This is a genomic window from Pseudomonas sp. MPB03, from assembly GCF_046605385.1.
GTDB lineage: Bacteria > Pseudomonadota > Gammaproteobacteria > Pseudomonadales > Pseudomonadaceae > Aquipseudomonas > Aquipseudomonas zanjanensis.
In genome coordinates, this window is sequence record NZ_CP176770.1 from 6,130,919 (window position 1) to 6,156,439 (window position 25,521).

Annotated in this window: 19 protein-coding genes; 16 read left to right on the forward strand and 3 right to left on the reverse strand. The window is 60.4% G+C overall.

Annotation, left to right across the window (positions count from 1 at the left end; all coding sequences use genetic code 11):
- Nucleotides 1-113: 113 nt before the first annotated feature.
- From ACLH0I_RS26800 to ACLH0I_RS26850, 11 genes are all read left to right on the forward strand, one after another.
- Nucleotides 114-2,912, forward strand: a complete 2,799-nt coding sequence (locus ACLH0I_RS26800) for an LPS-assembly protein LptD (RefSeq protein WP_411385788.1) — start codon at nt 114-116, stop codon at nt 2,910-2,912.
- The gene (gene surA, locus ACLH0I_RS26805) at nt 2,893-4,209 is read left to right on the forward strand and encodes a peptidylprolyl isomerase SurA (RefSeq protein ID WP_139197732.1); all 1,317 of its coding nucleotides are present in this window, start codon (nt 2,893-2,895) and stop codon (nt 4,207-4,209) included. Before ACLH0I_RS26800 ends, surA begins: the two co-directional genes overlap by 20 nt.
- The gene (gene pdxA, locus ACLH0I_RS26810) at nt 4,206-5,195 is read left to right on the forward strand and encodes a 4-hydroxythreonine-4-phosphate dehydrogenase PdxA (protein ID WP_411385789.1); all 990 of its coding nucleotides are present in this window, start codon (nt 4,206-4,208) and stop codon (nt 5,193-5,195) included. The genes surA and pdxA overlap by 4 nt, the downstream gene beginning before the upstream one ends.
- The gene (rsmA, locus tag ACLH0I_RS26815) at nt 5,192-6,010 is read left to right on the forward strand and encodes a 16S rRNA (adenine(1518)-N(6)/adenine(1519)-N(6))-dimethyltransferase RsmA (RefSeq protein ID WP_186706966.1); all 819 of its coding nucleotides are present in this window, start codon (nt 5,192-5,194) and stop codon (nt 6,008-6,010) included. Before pdxA ends, rsmA begins: the two co-directional genes overlap by 4 nt.
- 116 nt (nt 6,011-6,126) lie before the next feature.
- Nucleotides 6,127-6,507: a Co2+/Mg2+ efflux protein ApaG gene (gene apaG / locus ACLH0I_RS26820; RefSeq protein WP_250962138.1), complete on the forward strand. Its 381-nt coding sequence runs from the start codon at nt 6,127-6,129 to the stop codon at nt 6,505-6,507.
- Nucleotides 6,507-7,382: a symmetrical bis(5'-nucleosyl)-tetraphosphatase gene (locus ACLH0I_RS26825; protein WP_250962137.1), complete on the forward strand. Its 876-nt coding sequence runs from the start codon at nt 6,507-6,509 to the stop codon at nt 7,380-7,382. Before apaG ends, ACLH0I_RS26825 begins: the two co-directional genes overlap by 1 nt.
- 32 nt (nt 7,383-7,414) lie before the next feature.
- The gene (glpE, locus tag ACLH0I_RS26830; protein ID WP_250962136.1) at nt 7,415-7,744 is read left to right on the forward strand and encodes a thiosulfate sulfurtransferase GlpE; all 330 of its coding nucleotides are present in this window, start codon (nt 7,415-7,417) and stop codon (nt 7,742-7,744) included.
- 298 nt (nt 7,745-8,042) lie between these two features.
- Nucleotides 8,043-9,965, forward strand: coding sequence for a PrkA family serine protein kinase (locus tag ACLH0I_RS26835; protein WP_003177689.1), 1,923 nt, complete (start codon nt 8,043-8,045; stop codon nt 9,963-9,965).
- A gap of 113 nt (nt 9,966-10,078) precedes the next feature.
- Complete coding sequence (locus tag ACLH0I_RS26840; RefSeq protein ID WP_003206179.1) at nt 10,079-11,350, forward strand: YeaH/YhbH family protein; 1,272 nt, start codon at nt 10,079-10,081, stop codon at nt 11,348-11,350.
- Complete coding sequence (locus ACLH0I_RS26845; protein ID WP_411385790.1) at nt 11,347-12,912, forward strand: SpoVR family protein; 1,566 nt, start codon at nt 11,347-11,349, stop codon at nt 12,910-12,912. The genes ACLH0I_RS26840 and ACLH0I_RS26845 overlap by 4 nt, the downstream gene beginning before the upstream one ends.
- A gap of 63 nt (nt 12,913-12,975) precedes the next feature.
- Complete coding sequence (locus ACLH0I_RS26850; protein ID WP_411385791.1) at nt 12,976-14,202, forward strand: multifunctional CCA addition/repair protein; 1,227 nt, start codon at nt 12,976-12,978, stop codon at nt 14,200-14,202.
- Between the two features lie 131 nt (nt 14,203-14,333).
- On the opposite strand, the gene folK is transcribed toward ACLH0I_RS26850, so the two are convergent.
- Both folK and folB read right to left on the reverse strand, forming a co-directional pair.
- Nucleotides 14,334-14,852 (reverse strand): 2-amino-4-hydroxy-6-hydroxymethyldihydropteridine diphosphokinase, encoded by a 519-nt coding sequence (folK, locus tag ACLH0I_RS26855; protein WP_186729599.1) that lies wholly within the window; start codon nt 14,850-14,852, stop codon nt 14,334-14,336.
- Nucleotides 14,843-15,196 carry a dihydroneopterin aldolase gene (gene folB / locus ACLH0I_RS26860; protein WP_207965527.1) on the reverse strand — a complete coding sequence of 118 codons (354 nt, stop codon included), beginning with the start codon at nt 15,194-15,196 and terminating at the stop codon, nt 14,843-14,845. Before folB ends, folK begins: the two co-directional genes overlap by 10 nt.
- 74 nt (nt 15,197-15,270) lie before the next feature.
- On the opposite strand from folB, the gene plsY reads away from it, so the two are divergent.
- The gene (plsY, locus tag ACLH0I_RS26865) at nt 15,271-15,840 is read left to right on the forward strand and encodes a glycerol-3-phosphate 1-O-acyltransferase PlsY (RefSeq protein WP_003206189.1); all 570 of its coding nucleotides are present in this window, start codon (nt 15,271-15,273) and stop codon (nt 15,838-15,840) included.
- An 8-nt stretch (nt 15,841-15,848) separates the two neighbouring features.
- Here the strand turns inward: plsY and tsaD are convergent, their stop codons facing one another.
- Complete coding sequence (gene tsaD, locus ACLH0I_RS26870) at nt 15,849-16,874, reverse strand: tRNA (adenosine(37)-N6)-threonylcarbamoyltransferase complex transferase subunit TsaD (RefSeq protein WP_186706959.1); 1,026 nt, start codon at nt 16,872-16,874, stop codon at nt 15,849-15,851.
- Nucleotides 16,875-17,073: 199 nt separating this feature from the next.
- Here tsaD and rpsU point away from each other — a divergent pair, with 199 nt between their 5' ends.
- The 4 genes from rpsU (at nt 17,074) to ACLH0I_RS26890 (ending at nt 25,512) form a co-directional block, all read left to right on the forward strand.
- A complete protein-coding gene (gene rpsU / locus ACLH0I_RS26875; protein ID WP_002551877.1) occupies nt 17,074-17,289 on the forward strand; it encodes a 30S ribosomal protein S21 in 216 nt (71 codons plus the stop codon).
- Nucleotides 17,290-17,767: 478 nt separating this feature from the next.
- Complete coding sequence (dnaG, locus tag ACLH0I_RS26880) at nt 17,768-19,726, forward strand: DNA primase (protein WP_024616738.1); 1,959 nt, start codon at nt 17,768-17,770, stop codon at nt 19,724-19,726.
- Nucleotides 19,727-19,793: 67 nt separating this feature from the next.
- Nucleotides 19,794-21,641, forward strand: coding sequence for an RNA polymerase sigma factor RpoD (gene rpoD, locus ACLH0I_RS26885; RefSeq protein ID WP_250962129.1), 1,848 nt, complete (start codon nt 19,794-19,796; stop codon nt 21,639-21,641).
- 127 nt (nt 21,642-21,768) lie between these two features.
- A complete protein-coding gene (locus tag ACLH0I_RS26890; protein WP_411385792.1) occupies nt 21,769-25,512 on the forward strand; it encodes a bifunctional diguanylate cyclase/phosphodiesterase in 3,744 nt (1,247 codons plus the stop codon).
- The last annotated feature ends 9 nt before the right edge of the window (nt 25,513-25,521 follow it).

A 25,521-nucleotide genomic window follows, 5' to 3' on the forward strand; every position in this document is an offset into this window, starting at 1 on the left:
GCGCTAGCCGTCAAGCGGGTCATGCTTTATTATCCAGCATCTTTTTCAGACCATCGAGAGGCGTGCGGCCCACACCGCGGGCAGATGGCACGCAGGAAGCCCGGACTAATAAGATGGCATTGAAATCCCCCGCGTTTCGTAAAAAATTTCCGTTGCTGGTCACCGGCAGTCTGCTGGCCCTGCAACCCCTGGCCTCTTCATTCGTCGTCGCGGCGCAGCAGTATGACTGCTCCGTCTCCGCTTCGGGTGCCTGGGACTGTGCACCCAAGACACCGGCCGCCGCGTTGCCGCCGCGTCCCGTGCATGATGGCAGTGCGGTTTCCGACAGCGGCGCTGCTCCGGCCGACAGCGGCTCGGGCGAGGAAGCCGGCGAAAAGCCGATGCTTGTTACCGAAGCCAAGGGCCGTGGCCTGAAGTCGCGAAGTGCAGACTACAGCCACCTGGATTGGGTTCCACGCGAGAACCTCACCCCGGCGCAACTGGCTGAAACTGGTCCTTACTGCGCGGGTGCCTATATCGAGCCGACGCGTCCTGGCATGGATGACAAGACGGCCAAGAGCGATGCGCCCACCTTCCTCGGCGCCAAGGCGTCGCGCTATCAGCAGGAAGAACAGGTGGCGACCCTGGCCGGCGACGTGGTCATGCGCCAGGGCAGCATGCAGGTCGAGGCCGACGAGGCCAGCCTGTACCAGGCCGAGAACCGTGGCGAGCTGAGCGGCAACGTGCGGGTTCGCGACAACGGTGCGCTGATTGTCGGCGACCACGCCGATGTGCAGCTGGACACCGGCGAAGCCAAGGTCGACAACGCCGAATACGTGATGCACAAATCGCGCATCCGCGGTAACGCGCTGTACGCCAAGCGCGCCGAGAACGCGATCATCCGCCTCAAGGACGGTACGTACACCACGTGCGAGCCGGGCAGCAACGCCTGGACACTCAAGGGCAACAACATCACCCTGAACCCGGCCACCGGTTTCGGTACCGCGACCAACGTGACACTGCGGGTCAAGGACTTCCCGGTCCTGTACACGCCGTACATCTATTTCCCGATCGACGACCGTCGCCAGTCCGGCTTCCTGCCGCCGACCATCGGCACCAGCAGCGACACCGGCTTCCTGCTGGTCACCCCGTACTACTTCAACCTGGCGCCGAACTACGACGCCACGTTGTACCCGCGCTACATGGCCAAGCGCGGCCTGCTGATGGAAGGCGAGTTCCGCTACCTGACCAAGTCCAGCGAAGGCCAGTTCGGTGCTGCATACCTCAACGACGAAGACGATGAGCGCAGCGGGCAGAGCGACTACGACAAGACTCGCTACATGTACAACTGGCAGCACAAGGGCGGCCTCGATTCGCGCGTGCTGACGGAAGTCGACTACACCAAGATCAGCGATCCGTACTATTTCCAGGACCTTGAAAGCGATCAGATTGGTATCGAGTCCAGTAACTACGTCAACCAGCAAGGCGCGGTCAGCTATCGCGGTGACAACTACACGGCGCGAGTGAATGCCCAGGCTTACCAGATGGCGACGATTTCGAAGATCACGCCGTACAATCGTTTGCCGCAGATCACGTTCATCGGTCAGCTACCTCAGCACCCATATGGCCTGGACTTCGCTTACAAGACGGAGTTGGTGCGGTTTGATCGGAATTTGCGGAATGGTGTCTACACTGACGAAGATGGTAATACCGAGGACCGGCTGGACACCAAGGTTAGCGGATTGGCACGGGCTAACGGCAATCGCCTGAACCTGGCGCCGGTTATGAGCCTACCGATGGAAGCAAGCTATGGCTTCATCAAGCCGTCGCTCAAATATCAGTACACTCAATATGACCTGGATTTGGATAGTCGAGGCAAGCTCGACATCTCGAACCAAGATGCCGAGACTGATCGCCTGCGGGGCACCTACAGTGGCAGCCAGAGCCGCGGCGTTCCAATCGCCAGCATCGACAGCGGCCTGTACTTCGACCGGGACACCCAGTGGTTTGGTAGCAACTACCGTCAAACCCTGGAGCCGCGCCTGTTCTACCTCTATGTCCCAGAGAAAGATCAAAGCGACATTCCGGTTTTCGACACCGGCGAATCCACCTTCAGCTATTCCTCGCTGTTCCGGGACAACCGTTTCTCCGGCTCCGACCGTGTCGGCGACGAGAACAAACTGTCCTTGGGCGTGACCAGTCGCTGGATCCAGGAAAACGGTTTCGAGCGCCAGCGCGTCAGTGTCGGCCAGGCCTTTTACTTCAAGGACCGCGAAGTTCAACTGCCAGGCATCGACTTCAACACGCGTGAAGATGCCAAGTCAGACGTATCTCCATACGCACTGGAGTACGAATTCCGCTGGAACCGTGACTGGCGCACCACGGCTACCTACAACTGGGATCCGGACACCCACAGCCCTCGCTCGGGCAGCGCGATGTTCCACTACCAGCCAGAAGACAACCCGAACAAGGTCATCAACGCCGGTTATCGCTATCGCAACGACCAGGTCCGTTACGACCAGACTACGGGTCAATGGTCCGTGGGCGGTGGCGACTACGGCACGCCAGGCACACCTGGCTACGTGAAGGACTACTACAAGATCAAGCAGCACGACTTCTCGGTCATCTGGCCGATCGTGCCACAGTGGAACCTCATCAGCCGCTGGCAGTATGACTACAACCGCAACCGTACCCTGGAAGCCTTCGGTGGTTTCGAATACGACAACTGCTGCTGGAAACTGCGCCTGATCAACCGTTACTGGGTCGACTACGAAGAGTTCAGTCAAGCCGCCCCGGAAAACGAAAAAGGCGACCGCGGCATCTTCCTCCAAATTGTTCTGAAGGGACTCGGCGGCCTGACCGGCGCCAAGGTAGAGAGCTTCCTCGACAAAGGCATCCAAGGTTATCGTGAACGTGAAGACCAAGCTTTCTGATTGTCTGCGCCCGCTGATGTTGGGCGCGCTGTTCCTGGGTACCGCAGCCAACGCCGCGGTACAGTCCATCGACAAGGTAGTGGCCATCGTCGACAACGACGTAGTCATGCAGAGCCAACTGGACCAGCGCGTCCATGAAGTGCAGCAAACCATCGCCAAGCGCGGCGGAGGCCTGCCGCCTCCAGGCGTGCTGGACCAGCAAGTGCTCGAACGCCTGATCGTCGAAAACCTGCAATTGCAGATCGGCGAACGTTCCGGCATCCGCATCACCGATGAAGAACTGAACCAGGCCGTCGGCACCATTGCCCAGCGCAATAACATGAGCATCGACCAGTTCCGCGCCGCCCTGGCTCGCGACGGCCTCTCCTACGAGGACGCCCGCGATCAGATCCGCCGCGAAATGGTCATCAGCCGTGTGCGCCAGCGCCGTGTCGCCGAACGCATCCAGGTGTCGGAACAGGAAGTGAAAAACTTCCTCGCCTCCGACTTGGGCAAGATGCAGCTTTCCGAAGAGCTGCACCTGGCGAACATCCTGATTCCTACCCCGGAAAGCGCCAACTCCGAAGCCATCCAAAGTGCTTATCGCCAGGCAATGGATGTCTACCAGCAGCTCAAGCAAGGGGCCGACTTCGGCCAGATGGCCATTGCCAAATCGGGCAGCGACAACGCCCTGGAAGGCGGCGACATGGGCTGGCGCAAGCCCGCTCAATTGCCGCCTCCGTTCGACCGCGAGCTGAGCGCCATGGCCGTCGGCGACATCACCCAGCCAGCACGTACCCCAGGTGGCTTCATTATCCTGAAAGTGCTGGAAAAACGCGGTGGTGGAACCCAGGTCCGTGACGAAGTCCATGTTCGCCACATCCTGATCAAGCCAAGCGAGATTCGCAGCGAAGCCGAGACCAAGCGTCTGGCGGAGAAACTCTACGACCGCATCGAAGCGGGTGAAGACTTCGCCGAACTGGCGAAGAGTTTCTCGGAAGACCCGGGCTCGGCCCTCAACGGCGGCGACCTGAACTGGGTGGACCCAAACGCCCTGGTTCCCGAGTTCCGCCAGGTCATGGCTGATACGCCGCAAGGCCAGCTGTCCAAGCCGTTCAAGAGCCCTTATGGCTGGCACGTACTGGAAGTCCTCGGCCGTCGCGCCACCGACAGCACCACCCAGGCGCGCGAACAGCAGGCGATGACCGTATTGCGTAACCGCAAATACGACGAAGAGCTGCAAACCTGGCTGCGTCAGATTCGCGACGAAGCCTACGTTGAAATCAAACTTCCTGGTGCAGACCAGGCAGCGCAGTGAAACCCAAGCGTTTCGCGCTGACACCCGGCGAACCAGCCGGCATCGGTCCCGACCTGTGCCTGCTGCTCGCCTCGCAACCCCAGCCGCATCCCCTGATTGCCATCACCAGTCGCGACCTGCTCCTTGAGCGGGCCGCGCAACTGGGGGTGGTCGTCGACCTGTTGCCGGTGACGCCGCAGGCCTGGCCGGATATTCCAGCGCCCGCCAATAGCCTGTACGTCTGGGATACGCCGTTGGGCGCCCCGGTCGTCACCGGGCAATTGGACCAGGCCAACGCCGCGTTCGTCCTGCAAACCCTGACCCGCGCCGGCCAAGGCTGCCTGGATGGGGCGTTCGCAGGCATGATCACCGCTCCGGTGCACAAGGGCGTGATCAACGAATCCGGGATTGCCTTTTCCGGGCACACCGAATTCCTGGCGGATCTGACCCACACCGCGCAAGTGGTGATGATGCTCGCCACTCGTGGCCTGCGCGTGGCCCTGGTGACCACTCACCTGCCCTTGCGGGACATCGCCGACGCCATCACCCCGGAACGCCTGGAACGGGTCACGCGCATCCTGCACGCCGACCTCCAGGAAAAATTCGGCATCGCCCGGCCGCGCATCCTGGTCTGTGGACTCAACCCCCATGCCGGCGAAGGCGGACACCTGGGCCGAGAAGAAATCGACATCATAGAACCCACGTTGGAGCGCTTGCGCAGCGAGGGCATGGACCTGCGTGGCCCGCTGCCTGCCGACACTCTGTTTACCCCCAAATATCTGGAGCACTGCGATGCGGTGCTGGCGATGTACCACGACCAGGGCCTGCCCGTGCTGAAGTACAAAGGCTTCGGCGCAGCAGTCAACGTGACGTTGGGCCTGCCGATCATCCGCACCTCCGTGGACCATGGCACCGCCCTGGACCTGGCCGGCAGCGGCAAGATCGATACCGGCAGCCTGCAAGTCGCGCTGGAAACCGCCTACCAGATGGCCGAGACCCATTTATGACCGAGCAATACCAACACCGCGCGCGCAAGCGCTTCGGCCAGAACTTCCTGCATGACGCCGGCGTGATCGATCGCATCCTGCGCTCCATCCGGGCCAAGCCCGACGACCGCTTGCTGGAAATCGGGCCGGGCCAGGGCGCCCTGACCGAGGGCCTGCTCGACAGCGGCGCACAACTGGACGTGGTGGAGCTGGATAAAGACCTGGTCCCGATCCTCAACCAGCAGTTCGCCGGCAAGAGCAACTTCAACCTGCACCAGGGCGACGCGCTGAAGTTCGACTTCAATAGCCTGAACGCCGCGCCGAACAGCCTGCGGGTAGTGGGCAACCTGCCGTACAACATCTCCACGCCGCTAATCTTCCATCTGCTGAGCAATGCCGGCCTGATCCGCGATATGCACTTCATGCTGCAAAAAGAAGTGGTCGAACGTCTAGCCGCCGGCCCTGGCGGTGGCGACTGGGGTCGCCTGTCGATCATGGTCCAGTACCATTGCCGGGTCGAACACCTGTTCAACGTAGGCCCGGGTGCATTCAACCCGCCGCCGAAAGTCGACTCGGCCATCGTTCGCCTGGTGCCTCATGCCGTCCTGCCGCACCCGGCCAAGGATCATCGCCTGCTGGAGCGAGTGGTGCGCGAAGCGTTCAACCAGCGCCGCAAGACCCTGCGCAACACCTTGAAACTGTTGCTCAGCAGCGCCGAAATCGAAGCCGCCGGCGTTGATGGCAGCCTGCGCCCCGAGCAGTTGGACCTGGCGGCGTTCGTACGCTTGGCCGACAAGCTCAGCGAACAGGCCGCCCCGCAAGCCGACGCCAACTGAACAGAGGTCGAGCGCTATCGGGCAGTACGCCAGTCTGGTCTACTACCCGATACTTGGCCTAGACTCATCTCCTGAGTCGCGCCCGCGTCCCGCTTCGTTTTTAAGGCCTTATTTGCATGTCTGATCCTCGTTACCAAGTCGACGTCAGCGTCACCACCCGTTTCCTGGCAGAACAGTCGCAACCCGAACATGACCGCTTCGCCTTCGCCTACAGTATTACCGTAAGCAACAACGGTTCGTTGCCGGCCAGGCTGTTGTCGCGGCACTGGGTCATCACCGACGGCAACGGTCACGTCGAAGAAGTACGTGGTGAAGGCGTGGTCGGCCAGCAACCATTGATCGACGCCGGTAAAAGCCACAGCTACAGCAGCGGGACGGTGATGACCACCAAGGTCGGCACCATGCAGGGCACCTACCAGATGCTGGCCGAGGACGGCACACGCTTCGATGCTGTCATCAAGCCCTTTCGCCTGGCTGTGCCCGGGGCCTTGCACTAATGGCCACCTACGCGGTCGGCGACCTGCAGGGCTGCCTCGAGCCGCTCAAGTGTCTATTGGAGCGCGTCGCCTTCGATCCGCAAAAAGACACCCTGTGGCTGGTGGGTGACCTGGTCAACCGGGGCCCGCAGTCCCTTGAGACGCTGCGCTTTCTCCACGGTATCCGCCAGTCGGTGGTGTGCGTGCTCGGCAACCACGACCTGCACCTGCTGGCCACCTGGCAGAACATCGAGCGCCTGAAAAAATCCGATACCTTGAGCGAAATCCTCGCCGCCCCCGATTGCGTTGAATTGCTGGAGTGGCTGCGCCAGCAAAAGCTCATGCACTACGACGAGCAGCGCAACCTGGCGATGGTCCATGCCGGCATCCCGCCCCAGTGGTCCCTGCGCAAGGCGCTCAAGTGCGCCGCCGAGGTGGAACAGGCATTACGCGACGACAATTTGTTCGCGCCCTACCTGGATGGCATGTACGGCAACGAGCCGGTCAAGTGGGACAACGACCTCACCGGCAGCGCCCGCCTTCGCGTCATCACCAATTACTTCACGCGGATGCGCTTCTGCACCCGAGATGGCAAGCTAGACCTCAAGGGCAAGGAAGGCATCGAGACCGCACCACCCGGCTATGCCCCGTGGTTCAAGCACAGTGAGCGCAAGACCCGTCACCTGAAGATCATTTTCGGACACTGGGCGGCGCTGGAAGGCCAATGCGACGAACCCGGCGTCTTCGCCCTCGATACCGGCTGCGTGTGGGGCAACGCCCTGACGCTGATGAACATCGACACCGGCGAGCAACTGCGCTGCGATTGCGACGAACAGGGCCACGCCAGAACCCACCACCCAGTCACAGCACCATCGCCGGCCGGCACCGCCGTTTGACCGGCGTTGCGCCCACGCTACAGGAGTCCCTCATGACCGAATTCAAACGCATCCCCCCGGAACAGGCCCAAGCCCTGCGCGAGCAAGGCGCGGTCGTCGTCGATGTCCGCGACCCGGCCACTTTTGCCGCTTTGCATATCCGTGGCTCCAAGCATCTGGATAACCATTCCCTCGCCGATTTCATCCGTGCCGCCGACCTCGATGCGCCCACCGTCGTGGTCTGCTATCACGGCAATTCCAGCCAGAGCGCAGCCGCTTATCTGATCAGCCAGGGCTTCAGCGACGTCTACAGCCTCGACGGCGGATTTGAGCTATGGCGTACGACTTATCCTGCAGAAACAGCCCAAGGCACCCACGAATAATTTTTTATCTCGGCCAAGCCCGCGTGAACCGTGGGCTTGAGCGATGGCAGACGAACGGTCTGCCACAACTAATTACGTATTCCACCTTTACCTCCGCGATTCCGAACTATCCTTAGCCTCAGGCCATCCAAAACAGGGGAGAGCCGGTACACCGGCGCGCGGGTCATCGGGAGTCAGCTTTCAGGAACCTGCATTCTGAAAGCATTCTGGGGGGTAAACGGCAACTGGGTCCCCAGGGGCTGTCCAGCATCGACTGATTGATCCGACACCGGCTCCACGTATCGAGCGAGGTGACGTCATGAGTATTTTTAGCCACTTCCAGCAACGTTTCGAGTCCACGCGGCAAGAGGAATACTCGCTGCAGGAATACCTCGAACTCTGCAAGCAGGACCGCAGTGCCTATGTGTCGGCTGCGGAGCGTCTGTTGCTGGCCATCGGAGAACCGGAGCTGCTGGATACCTCGACCAACTCGAGGCTCTCGCGCATCTTTTCCAACAAGGTGATTCGCCGCTATCCGGCCTTTGCGGACTTCCACGGGATGGAAGAATGCATCGAACAGATCGTGTCCTATTTCCGCCACGCCGCCCAAGGCCTGGAAGAGAAGAAGCAGATCCTTTATCTGCTCGGCCCCGTGGGTGGCGGTAAATCGTCCCTGGCCGAAAAACTCAAACAACTGATCGAAAAAGTGCCCTTCTATGCCATCAAGGGCTCGCCGGTGTTCGAATCGCCCCTGGGGCTGTTCAACGCCACCGAGGACGGCGCGATCCTCGAAGAAGACTTCGGCATTCCACGCCGCTACCTCAATACCATCATGTCGCCATGGGCGACCAAGCGCCTGGCCGAGTTCGGCGGTGATATCAGCCAGTTCCGGGTGGTCAAGCTCTACCCCTCGATCCTCAACCAGATCGCGGTCGCCAAGACTGAACCAGGCGACGAAAACAACCAGGACATCTCGGCCCTGGTGGGCAAGGTCGATATCCGCAAACTGGAAGAATTCCCACAGAACGACGCCGACGCCTACAGCTATTCGGGTGCGCTGTGCCGGGCCAACCAGGGTCTGATGGAATTCGTCGAAATGTTCAAGGCGCCCATCAAGGTACTGCACCCGCTGCTGACCGCTACCCAGGAAGGCAACTACAACAGTACCGAGGGCCTGGGGGCCATTCCGTTTACCGGCATCCTGCTGGCTCACTCCAACGAATCGGAATGGCATACCTTCCGCAACAACAAGAACAACGAAGCCTTCATCGACCGGATCTATATCGTCAAGGTGCCGTACTGCCTGCGAGTGAGCGATGAGGTGAAGATCTACGACAAGCTGTTGTTCAACAGTTCGCTGTCCAAGGCTCATTGCGCCCCCGACACCTTGAAAATGCTGGCCCAGTTCACGGTGCTGTCGCGCCTCAAGGAACCGGAAAACTCCAACATCTATTCGAAGATGCGCGTGTACGACGGTGAAAACCTCAAGGACACCGATCCGAAGGCCAAGTCGATCCAGGAGTACCGCGACAACGCGGGTGTGGACGAAGGGATGAACGGGCTGTCCACGCGTTTCGCGTTCAAGATCCTGTCCAAGGTCTTCAACTTCGACCCACACGAGATCGCGGCCAACCCGGTTCACCTGCTGTATGTGCTGGAACAGCAGATCGAGCAGGAGCAATTCCAGGCCGAAACCCGCGAACGCTACCTGCGCTTCTTGAAGGAGTACCTGGCGCCGCGCTACATCGAGTTCATTGGCAAGGAAATCCAGACGGCGTACCTGGAGTCCTACAGCGAATACGGCCAGAACATCTTCGACCGCTATGTGCTGTATGCAGACTTCTGGATCCAGGACCAGGAATACCGCGACCCGGAAACCGGCGAGATACTCAACCGCGTGGCCCTCAACGAGGAACTGGAAAAAATCGAGAAACCCGCCGGCATCAGCAATCCGAAGGACTTCCGCAACGAAATCGTCAACTTCGTGCTGCGCGCCCGGGCCAACAACAACGGCAAGAACCCAACCTGGCTCAGCTATGAAAAGCTGCGGGTGGTCATCGAGAAGAAAATGTTCTCCAACACCGAAGACCTGCTGCCCGTTATCAGCTTCAACGCCAAGGCCAGCAAGGAGGACCAGCAAAAACACAACGACTTCGTCACACGCATGGTCGAACGTGGCTACACCGACAAACAGGTACGACTGCTTTCCGAGTGGTACCTGCGGGTCCGGAAATCGCAATAAGCAGCGGCAAGCTTCTAGCTACAGACTGCAAGGGAACGGCGTTGAGCCCAAGGCTCGACGCCACGCCTCTTACGGCTTGAGGCTTACGACTTGAAGCTCCCCCGGAGGGGCCTATGAGCTATGTGATCGACCGACGCCTTAATGGCAAGAACAAAAGCACGGTGAACCGCCAGCGGTTTCTGCGGCGTTACCGTGACCACATCAAGAAGGCCGTTGAAGAGGCGGTCAGCCGGCGCTCCATTACCGACATGGAACACGGCGAACAGATCAGCATCCCCGGCCGCGACATCGACGAGCCGGTGCTGCACCATGGGCGCGGCGGCAAGCAGACCGTCGTGCACCCTGGCAACAAGGAGTTCACCAGTGGCGAGCACATCCCCCGTCCCCAGGGCGGAGGTGGCGGCAAAGGCCCCGGCAAGGCCGGCAACTCCGGGGAAGGCATGGATGAGTTCGTCTTCCAGATCACCCAGGAGGAATTCCTGGAGTTCATGTTCGAGGACCTGGAGCTGCCGAACCTGGTCAAGCGCAACCTGACCGGCACCGACACCTTCAAGACCGTGCGTGCTGGTATCAGCAATGAAGGCAACCCATCACGCATCAACATCATCCGCACCCTTCGCTCCGCCCACGCCCGGCGCATCGCGCTGTCGGGCAGCAGCCGGGCAAAACTGCGCGAAGCCAAGGAAGAACTGGCTCGGCTCAAACGCGAAGAACCGGACAATTTTGGCGATATCCAAGACCTTGAAGCGGAAATCGAGAAGCTTAGCGCCCGCATCCATCGCGTCCCGTTCCTCGACACCTTCGACCTCAAGTACAACTTGCTGGTGAAACAGCCAAACCCCAGTTCCAAGGCAGTGATGTTCTGCCTGATGGACGTTTCCGGCTCCATGACCCAGGCGACCAAGGACATCGCCAAGCGCTTCTTCATCCTGTTGTACCTGTTCCTGAAACGGAATTACGACAAGATCGACGTAGTGTTCATCCGCCACCACACCAGCGCCCGGGAAGTGGACGAAGAGGAGTTTTTCTACTCCAGGGAAACCGGCGGCACCATTGTGTCCAGCGCCCTGAAGCTGATGCAGGAAATCATGGCCGAGCGCTACCCCGCCAACGAATGGAACATCTATGCGGCCCAGGCGTCGGACGGTGACAACTGGAACGACGATTCACCGATCTGTCGTGACATCCTGATCAACCAAATCATGCCGTTCGTCCAGTACTACACCTATGTGGAAATTACCCCACGGGAACACCAGGCCTTGTGGTACGAATACGAACGGATTGCCGAAGCATTTTCCGACACGTTTGCCCAACAGCAACTGGTCTCGGCCGGGGATATCTACCCGGTCTTCCGTGAACTCTTCCAGCGCAGGTTAGTGACATGACCGCCAAAAAAGAGCAGAAGCGCCAGCCCATTTCCACCGGCTCCGAATGGACGTTCGAGCTGATCAAGGCCTACGACCGCGAAATCAGCCGTATCGCGGACCGTTATGCCCTGGACACCTACCCGAACCAGATCGAGGTGATCACCGCCGAGCAAATGATGGACGCCTACGCGTCGGTCGGCATGCCGCTGGGCTATCACCACTGGTCCTACGGCAAGCATTTCCTCAGTACCGAGAAATCCTACAGCCGCGGCCAGATGGGCCTGGCCTATGAGATCGTGATCAATTCCGACCCGTGCATCGCCTACTTGATGGAAGAAAACACCATCTGCATGCAGGCTTTGGTGGTGGCGCATGCCTGCTACGGGCACAACAGCTTCTTCAAGGGCAACTACCTGTTCCGCACGTGGACCGATGCCAGTTCGATCATCGATTACCTGGTGTTCGCCAAGCAGTACATCATGCAATGCGAGGAGCGCCACGGCATCGACGCAGTGGAAGACCTGCTGGACTCCTGCCACGCCCTGATGAACTACGGTGTGGACCGCTACAAACGGCCGTATCCGATTTCCGCCGAGGAGGAACGTCGGCGCCAGAAGGACCGCGAAGAGCACCTGCAAAAACAGATCAACGATCTATGGCGCACCATTCCCAAAGGTGCCGACAAGTACAACGAAAAAGACAATGCCCGTTTCCCGGCCGAGCCCCAGGAGAACATTCTCTATTTCATTGAAAAACATGCGCCGTTGCTGGAGCCGTGGCAGCGGGAAATCGTGCGCATCGTGCGCAAGATTGCCCAGTATTTCTATCCACAGCGCCAGACCCAGGTGATGAACGAAGGCTGGGCCACGTTCTGGCACTACACGCTGATGAACGACCTGTACGACGAAGGCCTGGTCACCGACGGCTTCATGATGGAGTTCCTGACGTCCCACACCAGCGTGGTGTTCCAACCGGGCTTCGACAGCCCGTACTACAGTGGCATCAACCCTTATGCACTGGGTTTCGCCATGTACCGCGACATCCGGCGAATGTGCGAAGACCCTACCGAGGAAGATCGTCACTGGTTCCCTGAGATCGCCGGCTCGGACTGGTTGTCCGCGATCAAATTCGCCATGAGCAGCTTCAAGGACGAGAGCTTCATCCTGCAGTACCTTTCACCCAAGGTGATCCGCGACCTGAAACTGTTCAGCATCCTTGATGACGATCAGAAAGATGACTTGGTGGTTCCTGCCATTCACGATGAGAGCGGCTACCGCATCATCCGCGAAACCCTGGCGGCGCAGTACAACCTGGGTAACCGCGAACCCAATGTGCAGATCTACAGCATCGATCGCCGCGGAGACCGCTCGCTGACCCTGCGCCACCAGGCCCACAACCGTAAGCCTCTTGGTGACTCCACCGATGAAGTGCTCAAGCACCTGCATCGGCTCTGGGGTTTCGATATTCATCTGGAAACCCTGCAAGGCGACCAAGTGATGAAAACCCATCATGTGCCGCCCAGAAGCGAACAAGCCGAAGGCGACTATGGCCGCCTGGACTTGGCCGTCATTCATCTTTGATCCCGTTTTCGCCTCCAGAGGTCCGACGCAAAGGTTATCCTGTCGGACCAACGGAGGTTTTTTATGCAGATCTATAAAGTTGGCGGCGCCGTTCGCGATCGCCTGCTGGGCATTCCCGTCACCGACGTCGATCGGGTCGTGGTGGGGGCGACTGCCGAGGAAATGCTCGCCAAGGGTTTTCGCCCTGTGGGGGCCGATTTTCCAGTATTCCTCGACCCGAAGACTGGCGAGGAATACGCCCTCGCCCGCACTGAGCGCAAGAGCGGCCGCGGCTATGGCGGCTTCGTGTTCCATGCCAGCCCTGAAGTGACCTTAGAAGAAGACCTGATTCGCCGGGACTTGACCATCAATGCCATGGCTGAAGATGACCATGGCAACCTGACCGATCCGTACCACGGCCAGCGCGATCTGGAAGCCCGGGTGCTGCGCCACGTTTCCCCCGCTTTCGCCGAAGATCCGCTCCGAGTCCTGCGGGTTGCCCGCTTTGCTGCACGTTATGCGCCGCTGGGTTTCAAGGTGGCGGACGAAACCCTCGAACTGATGCGCCAGCTCAGTGAGTCCGGCGAATTGGAGGCGTTGACGGCCGAGCGCAGCTGGAAAGAAATTTCCCGCGCCCTCATGGAAAAACAACCACAGGTATTTATCCAGGTGTTGCGCGACTGCACGGCGCTCAAGATCTTGATGCCCGAGGTCGACGCGCTGTTCGGCGTGCCGCAGCCTGAAACCCATCACCCGGAAATCGATACCGGCGTCCACACCTTGAGCGTGCTGGAACAAGCGGCACTGCATCAACAGCCGCTAACGGTCCGTTGGGCCTGCCTGCTCCATGACTTGGGTAAAGGCCTGACACCCCAACACGAATGGCCGCGCCACATCGCCCATGAGCACACGGGGCTGAAACTGATCAAAGCCGTCAGCGAACGCTTCAAGGCACCGCGAGACTGTCAGGAACTGGCGTTACTGGTTGGCCAGTACCACACCCATGGCCACCGTGCGCTTGAGCTGAAGGCCTCTACTTTGCTTGAGCTGCTGCAAAGTTTCGATGTTTACCGTCGGCCCCAGCGCTTTGAGGAATTCATTGCGGCATGCGAGATGGATGCACGGGGGCGCAAGGGGCTCGAAGAGCGAAGTTATCCACAGGCTGAGTATCTGCGGGGCGCTGCGGCAGCGGCCCGCGCGGTGGCGGTGCAGCCTTTGCTGGAGAAGGGTTTCAAGGGGCCTCAGTTGGGAGAGGCAATCAAGCGTGAGCGCCTCAGGGCGTTGAAAGCCTACAAGGAAGCGGCGAACTGACAGGCGTTTTCAGGTCAACCGCCGTCATCGCGAGCAAGCTCGCTCCCACAGTGGATCTCGTTGAGCACAAGATAGGTGCACGCTGAAATCCTAATGTGGGAGCGAGCTTGCTCGCGATGACGGCAGCCGTCTCACAACAGATTCGATGGTGTGAGCGGCTGGCCTCGCCATTCGAAAGCCACCGGTGCCAGCACTTGGTCGATCTGCGCCTCTTCCCACAGCGTGGCGAAGCTCTTGCCCACGCCCGGATGAATTCGATCCGGCGCCATCAACGACAAAGGCCACAGGACGAAGGCGTTCTTGAGAATTTCCGCGCGCGGCAGGATCAACCCGTCGAAGTTGCCGACCTGTTCGCCATACAACAACACGTCGATATCCAGCGGCAATCCCTTGCGGTCTGGCGCATAGCGACCGTTGTCCGCCTCGATGAACTTGAGGCGACGGTCCAATTCCATCAACGGCAGATCCGTGAAGGCCGAGACGACAAAATTGAAGAACGGCCCGCTCTTGATCCCCACCGGCTGGCTCTCGAACACGGCTGAACAGCGCATGTCCACGAGAAATCCAGCCAAGGCCTCAAGACCGGCGCATAAATGGGTTTCGCGCTCGATATTGCTGCCGAGCCCGAGAAAAACCTGAGTCAGCGACATCCGCGCTCGATCTCCACGCCAACGCCGCTGGCCGCCGGTACGGCGCCAGGCTTGGTCACTTTCAGACGCAGCCAGGTGATCTTGAACTCGTCCATGAGTGCCTGGGCCAGCCGTTCGGCAAAGGTCTCGACCAACTGGAACTGCGCTTGCTCGGCAAACACCTGGATGCGCGAAGAAACGCTGGCGTAGTCGAGCGCCAGGGTCAGGTCGTCGCCTGCGGCGGCCGGGCGGTTGTCCCAGGCGAAACTCAGGTCAAGCCGCAGGCACTGTCGGATGCCTCGCTCCCAGTCGTAGGCACCGATTACCGTGTCGACTTCCAGGCCCTCGATAAACACTCTGTCCAAGCACTCTTCTCCGCAGCACGACAAGGGCGCGATGCCCCGTTAGAATCAGGGCGTCCTCGCCCGGAATAGTTAGCATGTTTTGGTTACTGGCGATTCTCGCCTACCTGCTCGGCTCGCTGTCCTTCGCCATTTTGCTCAGCCGCCTGACCGGTCGCCCGGATCCGCGAATGAGTGGCTCGGGCAATGCCGGCGCCACCAACATGCTGCGCCTGGCCGGACGCAAACTCGCCATCCTGACCCTGCTGGGCGACCTCTGCAAAGGCCTTGTCCCGGTATTGATCGCCAGCCTTGCAGGGCTTTCGTTGCAGCAACAGGCCTGGATCGGCGTCTGTGCCGTCATCGGCCATCTATTCCCGCTGTACTTTCGCTTTCGTGGCGGCAAGGGTGTCGCCACCGCCGCCGGCATGTTGCTGGGCCTGTACCCGCCCGCCGCCCTGCTGGCTGTCTGTGCCTGGCTGCTGACGTTCTACCTGACCCGCACCAGCTCCCTGGCCGCGCTGATCGCCACACCGCTGACCCTGCCGTTGCTGGCCTGGCAGGAACCGGCGGCCTTGCTGCCAATGACCGCGCTGGTTGCCCTGATCGTCTGGCGTCACCGCGGCAATCTACGCGACCTGTTCGCCGGGCGCGAACGGCATTTTTAAATAACGTTTCACAAGGGTGCCAACTGCTCCATGGGCCAGCGCGCCTGCACGCTGATCGCCAGGCTTTCCTGCTGGCCGGCCTGCAAACGCTGGCAGCCGGCAAAGGCGATCATCGCGCCGTTATCTGTGCAGAACTCCGGCCGGGCGTAGTAAACGTCGCCCTTCATGTCGCCGAGCATTTTCTCCAGCGATGTCCGCAAGGCCTTGTTCGCACTCACGCCGCCGGCAATGACCAAGCGCTTGAGCCCGGCCTGCTTCAAGGCACGCTTGCACTTGATGGTCAAAGTCTCCACCACGGCCTGCTGGAACGCCAGCGAGATGTCGCAACGGGCTTGCTCACTGTCGTCCCCGGCGCTGACGCACTGCTGCCAAGTATTCAGGGCGAAGGTCTTCAGCCCACTGAAACTGAAATCCAGGCCGGGACGGTCGCACATCGGCCGCGGGAACACGAAACGCCCCTCGACCCCTTGCGTCGCCAGCCGGGAAATTTCCGGCCCGCCCGGATAATTGAGGCCCATCATTTTTGCGGTTTTGTCGAACGCTTCGCCGGCAGCATCGTCGAGGGTTTCGCCGAGCAGCTCGTATTGGCCGATTCCATCGACCCGGATGAGCTGCGTATGGCCACCCGAAACCAACAAAGCGACGAACGGGAATTCTGGTGGTTGCGACTCCAGCATCGGCGCCAGCAAATGGCCTTCCATGTGGTGCACGCCCAAGGCTGGAATACCCCAGGCAAAGGCCAGCGCCTGGGCACAGGAAGCGCCTACCAGCAACGCGCCCACCAGGCCCGGGCCGGCGGTGTAGGCGATGCCGTCGATCTCGGTCGGCACGCAGCCGGCCTCGGCCAGCACCTGGCGAATCAAGGGCAGCATGCGCTTGACGTGATCGCGAGAGGCAAGCTCGGGCACCACCCCGCCATAGGCGCGATGCAGGTCGATCTGGCTGAACAGCGCATCGGCCAGCAGGCCGCGCTCACTGTCGTAGAGTGCGACGCCGGTTTCGTCGCAGGAGGTTTCTAATCCCAGTACTAGCATGGGTTTGCGCCTTGTAGAGGCTGAATTCGAAGGCGCGCATAATAGTCGCCGCTTTGTGCCCCGACCAGCGGTTTTCGATCAGAGGCTTTGCATTCCGAGCGTTGAGGGGTTAACATCCGCAACCCTTAAAAACCGACGTCTTCAAGTGCTCTTTTGCCGCGAGGATGTTGACCCCGGTAATGAATGAAGGTAGCTCTGGATGCCAGCCGTCAAAGTAAAAGAGAACGAACCCTTCGACGTAGCTCTGCGTCGTTTCAAGCGCTCCTGCGAAAAAGCCGGTGTTCTGGCTGAAGTTCGTAGCCGCGAATTCTACGAGAAGCCGACTTCTGAGCGTAAGCGCAAGGCAGCAGCCGCTGTTAAGCGTCACGCCAAGAAAGTTCAGCGCGAACAGCGCCGCGCCGTACGTCTGTACTAATACACAGACGTCCGTAGCAAGCTTCTGCCAAGCCCGGCCTTCAAGCCGGGCTTATGGCATTTGCGGAATAACGCTTGATGCTTCACCGTCGAAGCCGCAGACGCGACCAAGACAACCGCTTCACCGCGTCAGACCTGGCTCTTTTGCCAGCGGTGCACGTCTTTCCTGACGAGCCCTCCAAGGCTACCGACGAGCACACCCTGATTCCTCTAACGACGATCAGCCCAAGGCACCTGCGTGCGTGCCCGCTTCATGAGCTATCCGCGGCCCGACCGGCCGTTACCGGACTCAGCGCAACACATTCAAACAGTCGAATACTGATAGTTATTAACGTCAGTGGATTATCGGCAGATACACTTCCCGACAGCGATGATGCAGACGACCCGGTCGAGCCACCGATTCAGCGTGCCTCAAACCCAGACCCGGTTACGCCTGCCGATTTCGGGTCCTTATTTCGCGCAGTGATGATGAGAACGCCATGGCCGGGCTGATTCCCCAGAGCTTTATTGACGACCTCCTGAACCGCACCGACATCGTCGACGTGGTCAGCTCTCGCCTGCAAATGAAGAAAGCAGGCAAGAACTACACCGCCTGCTGCCCGTTTCACAAAGAGAAAACCCCCTCCTTCAGCGTCAGCCCCGACAAGCAGTTCTACTATTGCTTCGGTTGCGGCGCTGGCGGCAACGCCCTCGGCTTCATCATGGACCACGACAACCTGGACTTTCCCCAGGCCGTCGAAGAACTGGCCAAAGCCGCGGGCATGGAAATTCCCCGGGAGGAAAGCGGTCGACAACACAAGCCGCGCCAACCGACCGATTCGCCGCTCTACCCGCTACTGACGGCGGCGGCCGATTTCTATCGCCAGGCCCTCAAAAGCCATCCGGCGCGCAAGGCCGCGGTGGATTATCTCAAGGGCCGCGGCCTGACTGGCGAAATCGCCCGGGACTTCGGCCTCGGCTTCGCCCCGCCTGGCTGGGACAACCTGTACAAGCACTTAAGCAGCGATACACTGCAGCAACGCGCCATGATCGACGCCGGCCTGCTGATCGAAAACGCTGAAACCGGCAAGCGTTACGACCGCTTCCGCGACCGGGTCATGTTTCCGATCCGCGACACACGCGGGCGGATCATCGCCTTTGGTGGCCGGGTGCTGGGCGACGACAAGCCGAAATACCTGAACTCTCCGGAAACCCCGGTATTCCATAAGGGCCAAGAACTCTACGGCCTGTACGAAGCGCGCAAGAACAACCGCAACCTCGACGAAATCATCGTCGTCGAAGGCTACATGGACGTGATCGCCCTGGCCCAGCAAGGCTTGCGCAACGCCGTCGCGACCCTGGGCACGGCCACCAGCGAAGAACACATGAAGCGCCTGTTTCGCGTCGTGCCCAACGTGCTGTTCTGCTTCGACGGCGACCAGGCCGGCCGCAACGCCGCCTGGCGCGCGCTGGAAGCCACCTTGCCGTGCCTGCAGGATGGGCGCCGGGCACGCTTCCTCTTCCTGCCCGAGGGCGAGGATCCAGACACCCTGGTGCGATCCGAAGGCACCGACGCGTTTCGTGCGCGGATCAACCAACACGCACAACCGTTGGCCGACTATTTTTTCCAGCAGCTGACCGAAGAAGCCGATCCACGCTCCCTCGAAGGCAAGGCCCACATGGCCACCCTCGCGGCGCCACTGATCGACAAGGTGCCCGGCGCCAACCTGCGCACCCTCATGCGCCAGCGCCTGACCGAGATCACCGGCCTGAACAGCGAAGCAGTCAACCAACTGGTGCACAGCGCCCCCCAGGAGGCGCCGCCGGCGTATGACCCGGGCATCGATTACGACGCGATGCCCGACTTCGCCGACTATCATCAACCCCAGCAGGATTACGCGCCGCAACAGGAATGGACGCCGAAAAAACCCGGCAGTGGCGGCAAGAAATGGGACAAGAAACCCTGGGACAAGAACGGCAAGCGCGGCGATCGCGACCAACCACGTGCCCCGCGCGTGCCGGCCGCCGTCGAACCACCAACACTGGCCGCCCTGCGCACCTTGCTGCATCACCCGCAACTGGCGGAGAAAGTCGAGGACGCAGGGCACTTCGCTGCCGAGGACCACAGCAATACACAGTTGCTGGTGGCACTCCTTGAAGCCGTGCAGAAGAACCCCAAGCTAAACTCTTTCCAGTTGATCGCACGGTGGCACGGTACCGAGCAGGGACGCCTCTTGAAGGCCCTGGCCGAGAAGGAATGGCTGATTGAGGGAGACAACCTTGAACAACAGTTTTTCGACACCATTACTAGCTTGTCCGCCCGCCAACGCGAGCGAAACCTGGAACAACTTCTGCGAAAAGCTCGCCAGAGCGAGTTGACCAGCGAAGAGAAAAACCAATTGCGCGACTTACTCAGCCGCAATGTTTGCGCATCAAACCCGACCTCAACTGGCGCGTGAGGTCACAGCTCAGGTATAATCCTCGGCTTGTTTTTTGCCCGCCAAGACCTTCAGTGGATAGGGTGTTATGTCCGGAAAAGCGCAACAGCAGTCTCGTATCAAAGAGTTGATCCTATTGGGTCGTGAGCAGGGCTACCTGACTTACGCGGAGGTCAACGACCACCTGCCGGAGGATATTTCAGATCCGGAACAGGTGGAAGACATCATCCGCATGATCAACGACATGGGGATCAACGTATTCGAGGTTGCTCCAGATAAGGATGCCCTTATGCTGGCCGACGCCGATACCGACGAGGCGGCCGCTGAAGAAGCGGCCGCAGCGTTGGCAGCGGTCGAGACCGACATTGGTCGCACCACGGACCCCGTGCGCATGTACATGCGTGAAATGGGTACGGTAGAGCTCCTCACACGCGAAGGCGAAATCGAAATCGCCAAGCGTATTGAAGAAGGCATCCGCGAAGTGATGGGCGCAATCGCGCACTTCCCTGGCACGGTTGACCATATTCTCTCCGAGTACACCCGCGTCACCACCGAAGGTGGCCGCCTGTCTGACGTCCTGAGCGGCTATATCGACCCGGACGACGGCATTGCGCCGCCTGCCGCCGAAGTGCCGCCGCCGATCGACGCGAAAGCCGTCAAGGCCGACGACGACACCGATGACGACGAAGCCGAAGCCAGCGACGACGAGGAAGAAGCCGAAAGCGGTCCGGATCCGGTCATCGCCGCACAGCGTTTCGGCGCCGTGGCCGACCAGATGGAAATCACCCGCAAGGCGCTGAAGAAGCATGGCCGCAACAACAAGCAGGCGATCGCCGAGCTGTTGGCACTGGCCGAGCTGTTCATGCCGATCAAGCTGGTACCGAAGCAATTCGAAGGCCTGGTCGAGCGTGTTCGCAGTGCCCTGGATCGCTTGCGTCAGCAAGAGCGCGCGATCATGCAGCTCTGCGTGCGTGACGCCCGCATGCCACGTGCCGATTTCCTGCGCCAGTTCCCTGGCCACGAAGTCGACGAAAGCTGGACCGATGCATTGGCCAAGGGCAAGAGCAAATACGCTGAAGCCATTGCCCGCCTGCAGCCGGACATCGTTCGTTGCCAGCAGAAGCTGAGTGCGCTGGAGGCCGAGACCGGCCTGAGCATCGCCGAGATCAAGGACATCAACCGTCGCATGTCGATCGGCGAGGCCAAGGCCCGTCGCGCGAAGAAAGAGATGGTCGAAGCGAACTTGCGCCTGGTGATCTCCATCGCCAAGAAGTACACCAACCGCGGCCTGCAATTCCTCGACCTGATCCAGGAAGGCAACATCGGCCTGATGAAGGCGGTGGACAAGTTCGAATACCGTCGCGGCTACAAGTTCTCGACTTATGCCACCTGGTGGATCCGTCAGGCGATCACTCGCTCGATCGCCGACCAGGCCCGCACCATCCGTATCCCGGTGCACATGATCGAGACGATCAACAAGCTCAACCGCATTTCCCGGCAGATGTTGCAGGAAATGGGTCGCGAACCGACGCCGGAAGAGCTGGGCGAACGCATGGAAATGCCTGAGGACAAGATCCGCAAGGTATTGAAGATCGCCAAAGAGCCGATCTCCATGGAAACTCCGATCGGCGATGACGAAGACTCCCATCTGGGTGACTTCATCGAAGACTCCACCATGCAGTCTCCGATTGATGTCGCCACGGTCGAGAGTCTCAAGGAAGCGACTCGCGAAGTGCTCTCCGGCCTCACTGCCCGTGAAGCCAAGGTACTGCGCATGCGCTTCGGCATCGACATGAATACCGACCACACCCTTGAGGAAGTCGGTAAGCAGTTCGATGTGACCCGTGAGCGGATTCGCCAGATCGAAGCCAAGGCGTTGCGCAAACTGCGCCACCCGACGCGAAGCGAGCATCTGCGCTCCTTCCTCGACGAGTGACCTTCAAAACCCCCGGCCCTGCCGGGGGTTTTGTCATGCACAGATAAAATCCCCTTCGTTACGCTCCTCACCACCCTGTTGCCCGTCTACACTCGACTCATCCTCACCAAGCCATGACGAGACAGTGATGCCCAGACTGACGGCCGCGCTTTTGCTGTCATTGATGACCTGGACCGCAACAGCTGGCGCGTTGACGCTCACCGACGAGGAGCTCCGCTGGCTCAAGGACCACCCCGACCTGCGCCTGGGTGTCGACGCCTCCTGGCCGCCGTTTGAGTTCCGCGACGATCAAGGCCGTTATCAGGGCCTGGCCGCCGATTACATCGAGATCATCCGTGAACGATTGGCCGTCAAGGTCACCCCCATCGAGCCGGTCAGTTGGACGGCCGTGCTGGAGCAGGTCGCACAAGGCAAGATCGATCTTTTGCCAGGCATCATGTCCACCCCGGAGCGCCAGAATTACCTGGCATTTACCCGCCCCTACCTGGACTTCCCCATTGTCATCCTGGCTCATCACGGTGGCGCCCGGCCTCACAACCTCAAGGAACTGTACGGGCTGAAGATCGCCGTGGTGGAGAACTATGCCCCCCATGAATTGCTACGCAACCATCATCCCGACCTGAACCTGGTGGCACTGCCCAACGTCAGCTCAGCCCTGCAAGCACTGGCGACCGACGAAGTGGATGCGGTAGTGGGCGATCTGGCTTCCAGTGTCTGGAGCCTGCGCCAACTCAAGCTCGAAGGCCTTTATGTCAGCGGGGAAACGCCCTATCGCTACCAGCTAGCAATGGCCGTCCCTCAAGACAACAAGATATTGGTCAGTATCCTGGATAAGGTCATCGCGGACATGAGCCCGGCCGAGGTCGCCGAGATCCAGCAGAAATGGGTCGGCAATGTGCATGACTACCGCCAGCTCTGGTCGGACTTGCTGCTGTACGGCCTGCCGGCGCTGCTGCTCCTGGTCGGCATATTGGCGGTGGTGATTCGCATCAACCGCCGGCTCAGTTCGGAGATCGCCCGACGGGTCGAGCTTGAGCAGGAGCTGCGCAGCAGCGAATACCATTACCGTGGGCTGGTGGAGAGCCTGTCGGCCATTGCCTGGGAGGCAAGGGTCAGCGATTTCACCTACAGCTACGTGTCGCCCCACGCCGAAGACCTGTTGGGCTATCCCCTCTCCCATTGGCTGGTCCCAGGTTTCTGGCGCAACATCATTCATCCCGCCGACCTGATCCGTGCCCAGAGCTACTGTGATCATGAAGTGTTGGCCGGACGCGACCACTGCATCGATTACCGGGTGATCACCGCCGATGGCCGCTGTCTGTGGGTACGCGATATTGTCAGCCTGATCGAACACGGGCACGAACCGCTGATGCGCGGGCTGATGATCGATATCAGTGAAGCCAAGCGTACCGAGGAAGCCCTGCGTCTTTCGGAGCAGAAATTTGCCTCGGTGTTCCGCCAGTGCCCGGATATCCTGGTGATTGCGCGGCTGTTTGACGGTTGCCTGCTGGAGGTCAACAAGGCCTTCGAAGAGCAGATCGGCTTGAGTGCCGCAGACGTGATAGGGCGTAGCGCAACCGCACTGGATATCTGGGGCATCCAGGGTGTGGGGCCGGGCCTGTTGCAGCGCTTGCAGGCCGGCAGCATTCGCAACCTGGAAATGCCCTTTCGCCGCAGCAATGGCCAGGTGTTCACCGGGCTGATCTCCGCCGAGCCCTTCGACCTCGACACGACACCCGCCCTGGTCGTGGTGGTGCGGGACATCAGCCAGCTCAAGGAAACCCAGCAACAACTGCAGACATCCGAAGAGAAGTTCGCCAAGGCATTCCACGCCTCGCCCGATGGATTGCTGCTGTCCCGACAAAGCGATGGCTTGCTGATTGAAGTCAACGAAGGATTCAGCCGCATTACCGGCTTCAACAGCGCCCTGTCGGTGGACCGCTCTACCCTGGACCTGGGCATCTGGGTCAATCTCAACGAGCGCAAACAGATGCTCGACCTGCTGAAACGGGACGGCTTCGTCAGGGATTTCAGCTGCCATATCCGTCGCAACGACGGGCAGATACGGCTCTGCGAAGTGTCCAGCCGCCCGCTGCCCATCGGCAACGAAGATTGCATGCTGACCATCGCCCGGGACATTACCGAACGCCACCTGATGCAGGAAAAACTGCAACAGGCCGCCACCGTGTTCGAAAGCACTGCCGAAGGCGTGCTGATCACCGATACCCAACAACACATCAGCGCCGTGAACCGGGCCTTCACTGAAATCACCGGCTATAGCGAAACCGAAGCCTTGGGCCACACCCCCCGGCTGTTGGCTTCCGGCCTGCATGACAGCGCGTTTTATGCGGCGATGTGGCACCAGTTGACAGCGGAGGGACACTGGCAGGGAGAGATCTCCAACCGGCGCAAGAACGGCGAGCTGTACCCCAGTTGGCTGACCATCAGCGCGGTGCGCAATCGGGACCGACAGATCACCCATTTCGTCGCCGTCTTCGCCGATATCTCCAGCCTCAAACACGCCCAGGCCCGGCTCGATTACCAGGCTCACCACGACCCGCTGACGGGCCTGCCCAATCGCACGCTGTTCGAAAGCCGCTTGTTGGCGGCCCTTAACAGCCAGCAGGAAAACGGCGGCCAGGGTGCCGTGCTGTTCCTGGACCTGGACCGCTTCAAGCACATCAACGACAGCCTCGGACACCCGGTCGGCGACTTGCTGCTCAAGGGCATCGCCGTGCGCTTGCGCGAGCAGTTGCGTGACATCGACACCGTGGCGCGTCTGGGCGGCGACGAGTTCATTATCCTGCTGCCGGGCCTGCAACAGCCCAGCGATGCCGAGCACATCGCCCAGAAACTGTTGAACTGCTTTACCGCACCGTTCCAGGCCGGCGAACACGAGTTCTTCATCAGCGCCAGCATCGGCACCAGCCTCTACCCGCAGGATGGCTGCGACGTCGCCACGCTGGTCAAGAATGCCGACGCGGCGATGTACCGCTCCAAGGCCAAGGGGCGCAACCGGGTGGAGAAATACACCCGCGACCTCACCGCCCAGGCCAGCGAGCGCGTGGCCTTGGAACACGAACTGCGCCGGGCGATTGAACGCAACGAGCTGTCACTGTCCTTCCAACCGAAAATCAGCCTCGTCGACAATCGATTGGTAGGCGCCGAGGCACTGATTCGCTGGTATCACCCGACATTTGGCGACGTCCCGCCCGAACACTTCATCCCGCTGGCGGAAGAAAACGGCATGATCCTGCAAATTGGCGATTGGGTTCTGGAACGTGCCTGTCGGCAACTGTGCGAATGGAACAGCACCTACGAAAGCCTCGGCCCACTGTCAGTCAACCTGGCCGGCGCCCAACTGCGTCAACCCAACTTGCTGGGGCGTATCGAACAACTGCTGCGCGAACACCAACTCAAGCCCGACTTATTGCAACTGGAAATTACCGAAAACTTCATCATGAGCCAGGCCGAAGAGGCCCTGACGGTGCTGCACCAGCTAAAAAAGCTCGGCGTGCAACTGGCCATCGACGACTTCGGCACGGGCTATTCCTCCCTGAGTTATCTCAAGCGCCTGCCGCTGGACATCCTCAAGATCGACCAGTCCTTCGTCCGCGGCCTGCCCGATGACCCCCACGATGCGGCCATCGTGCGGGCAATCATCGCCTTGGGCCGCAGCATGCAGTTCACCATCATCGCCGAAGGTGTCGAAACCCTGGCCCAGCAGCAATTCCTGACCGAAGAGGGTTGCGAACAGATCCAGGGCTACATCGTCAGCCTGCCCCTGTGCGCCGAGGAGTTCGCCGCAACGTTTCTACGTGTGGCCGTATCGGATTTTTCGGATAGCACAGCCGAGAAACCGTCGCTATAATCCGCGGCC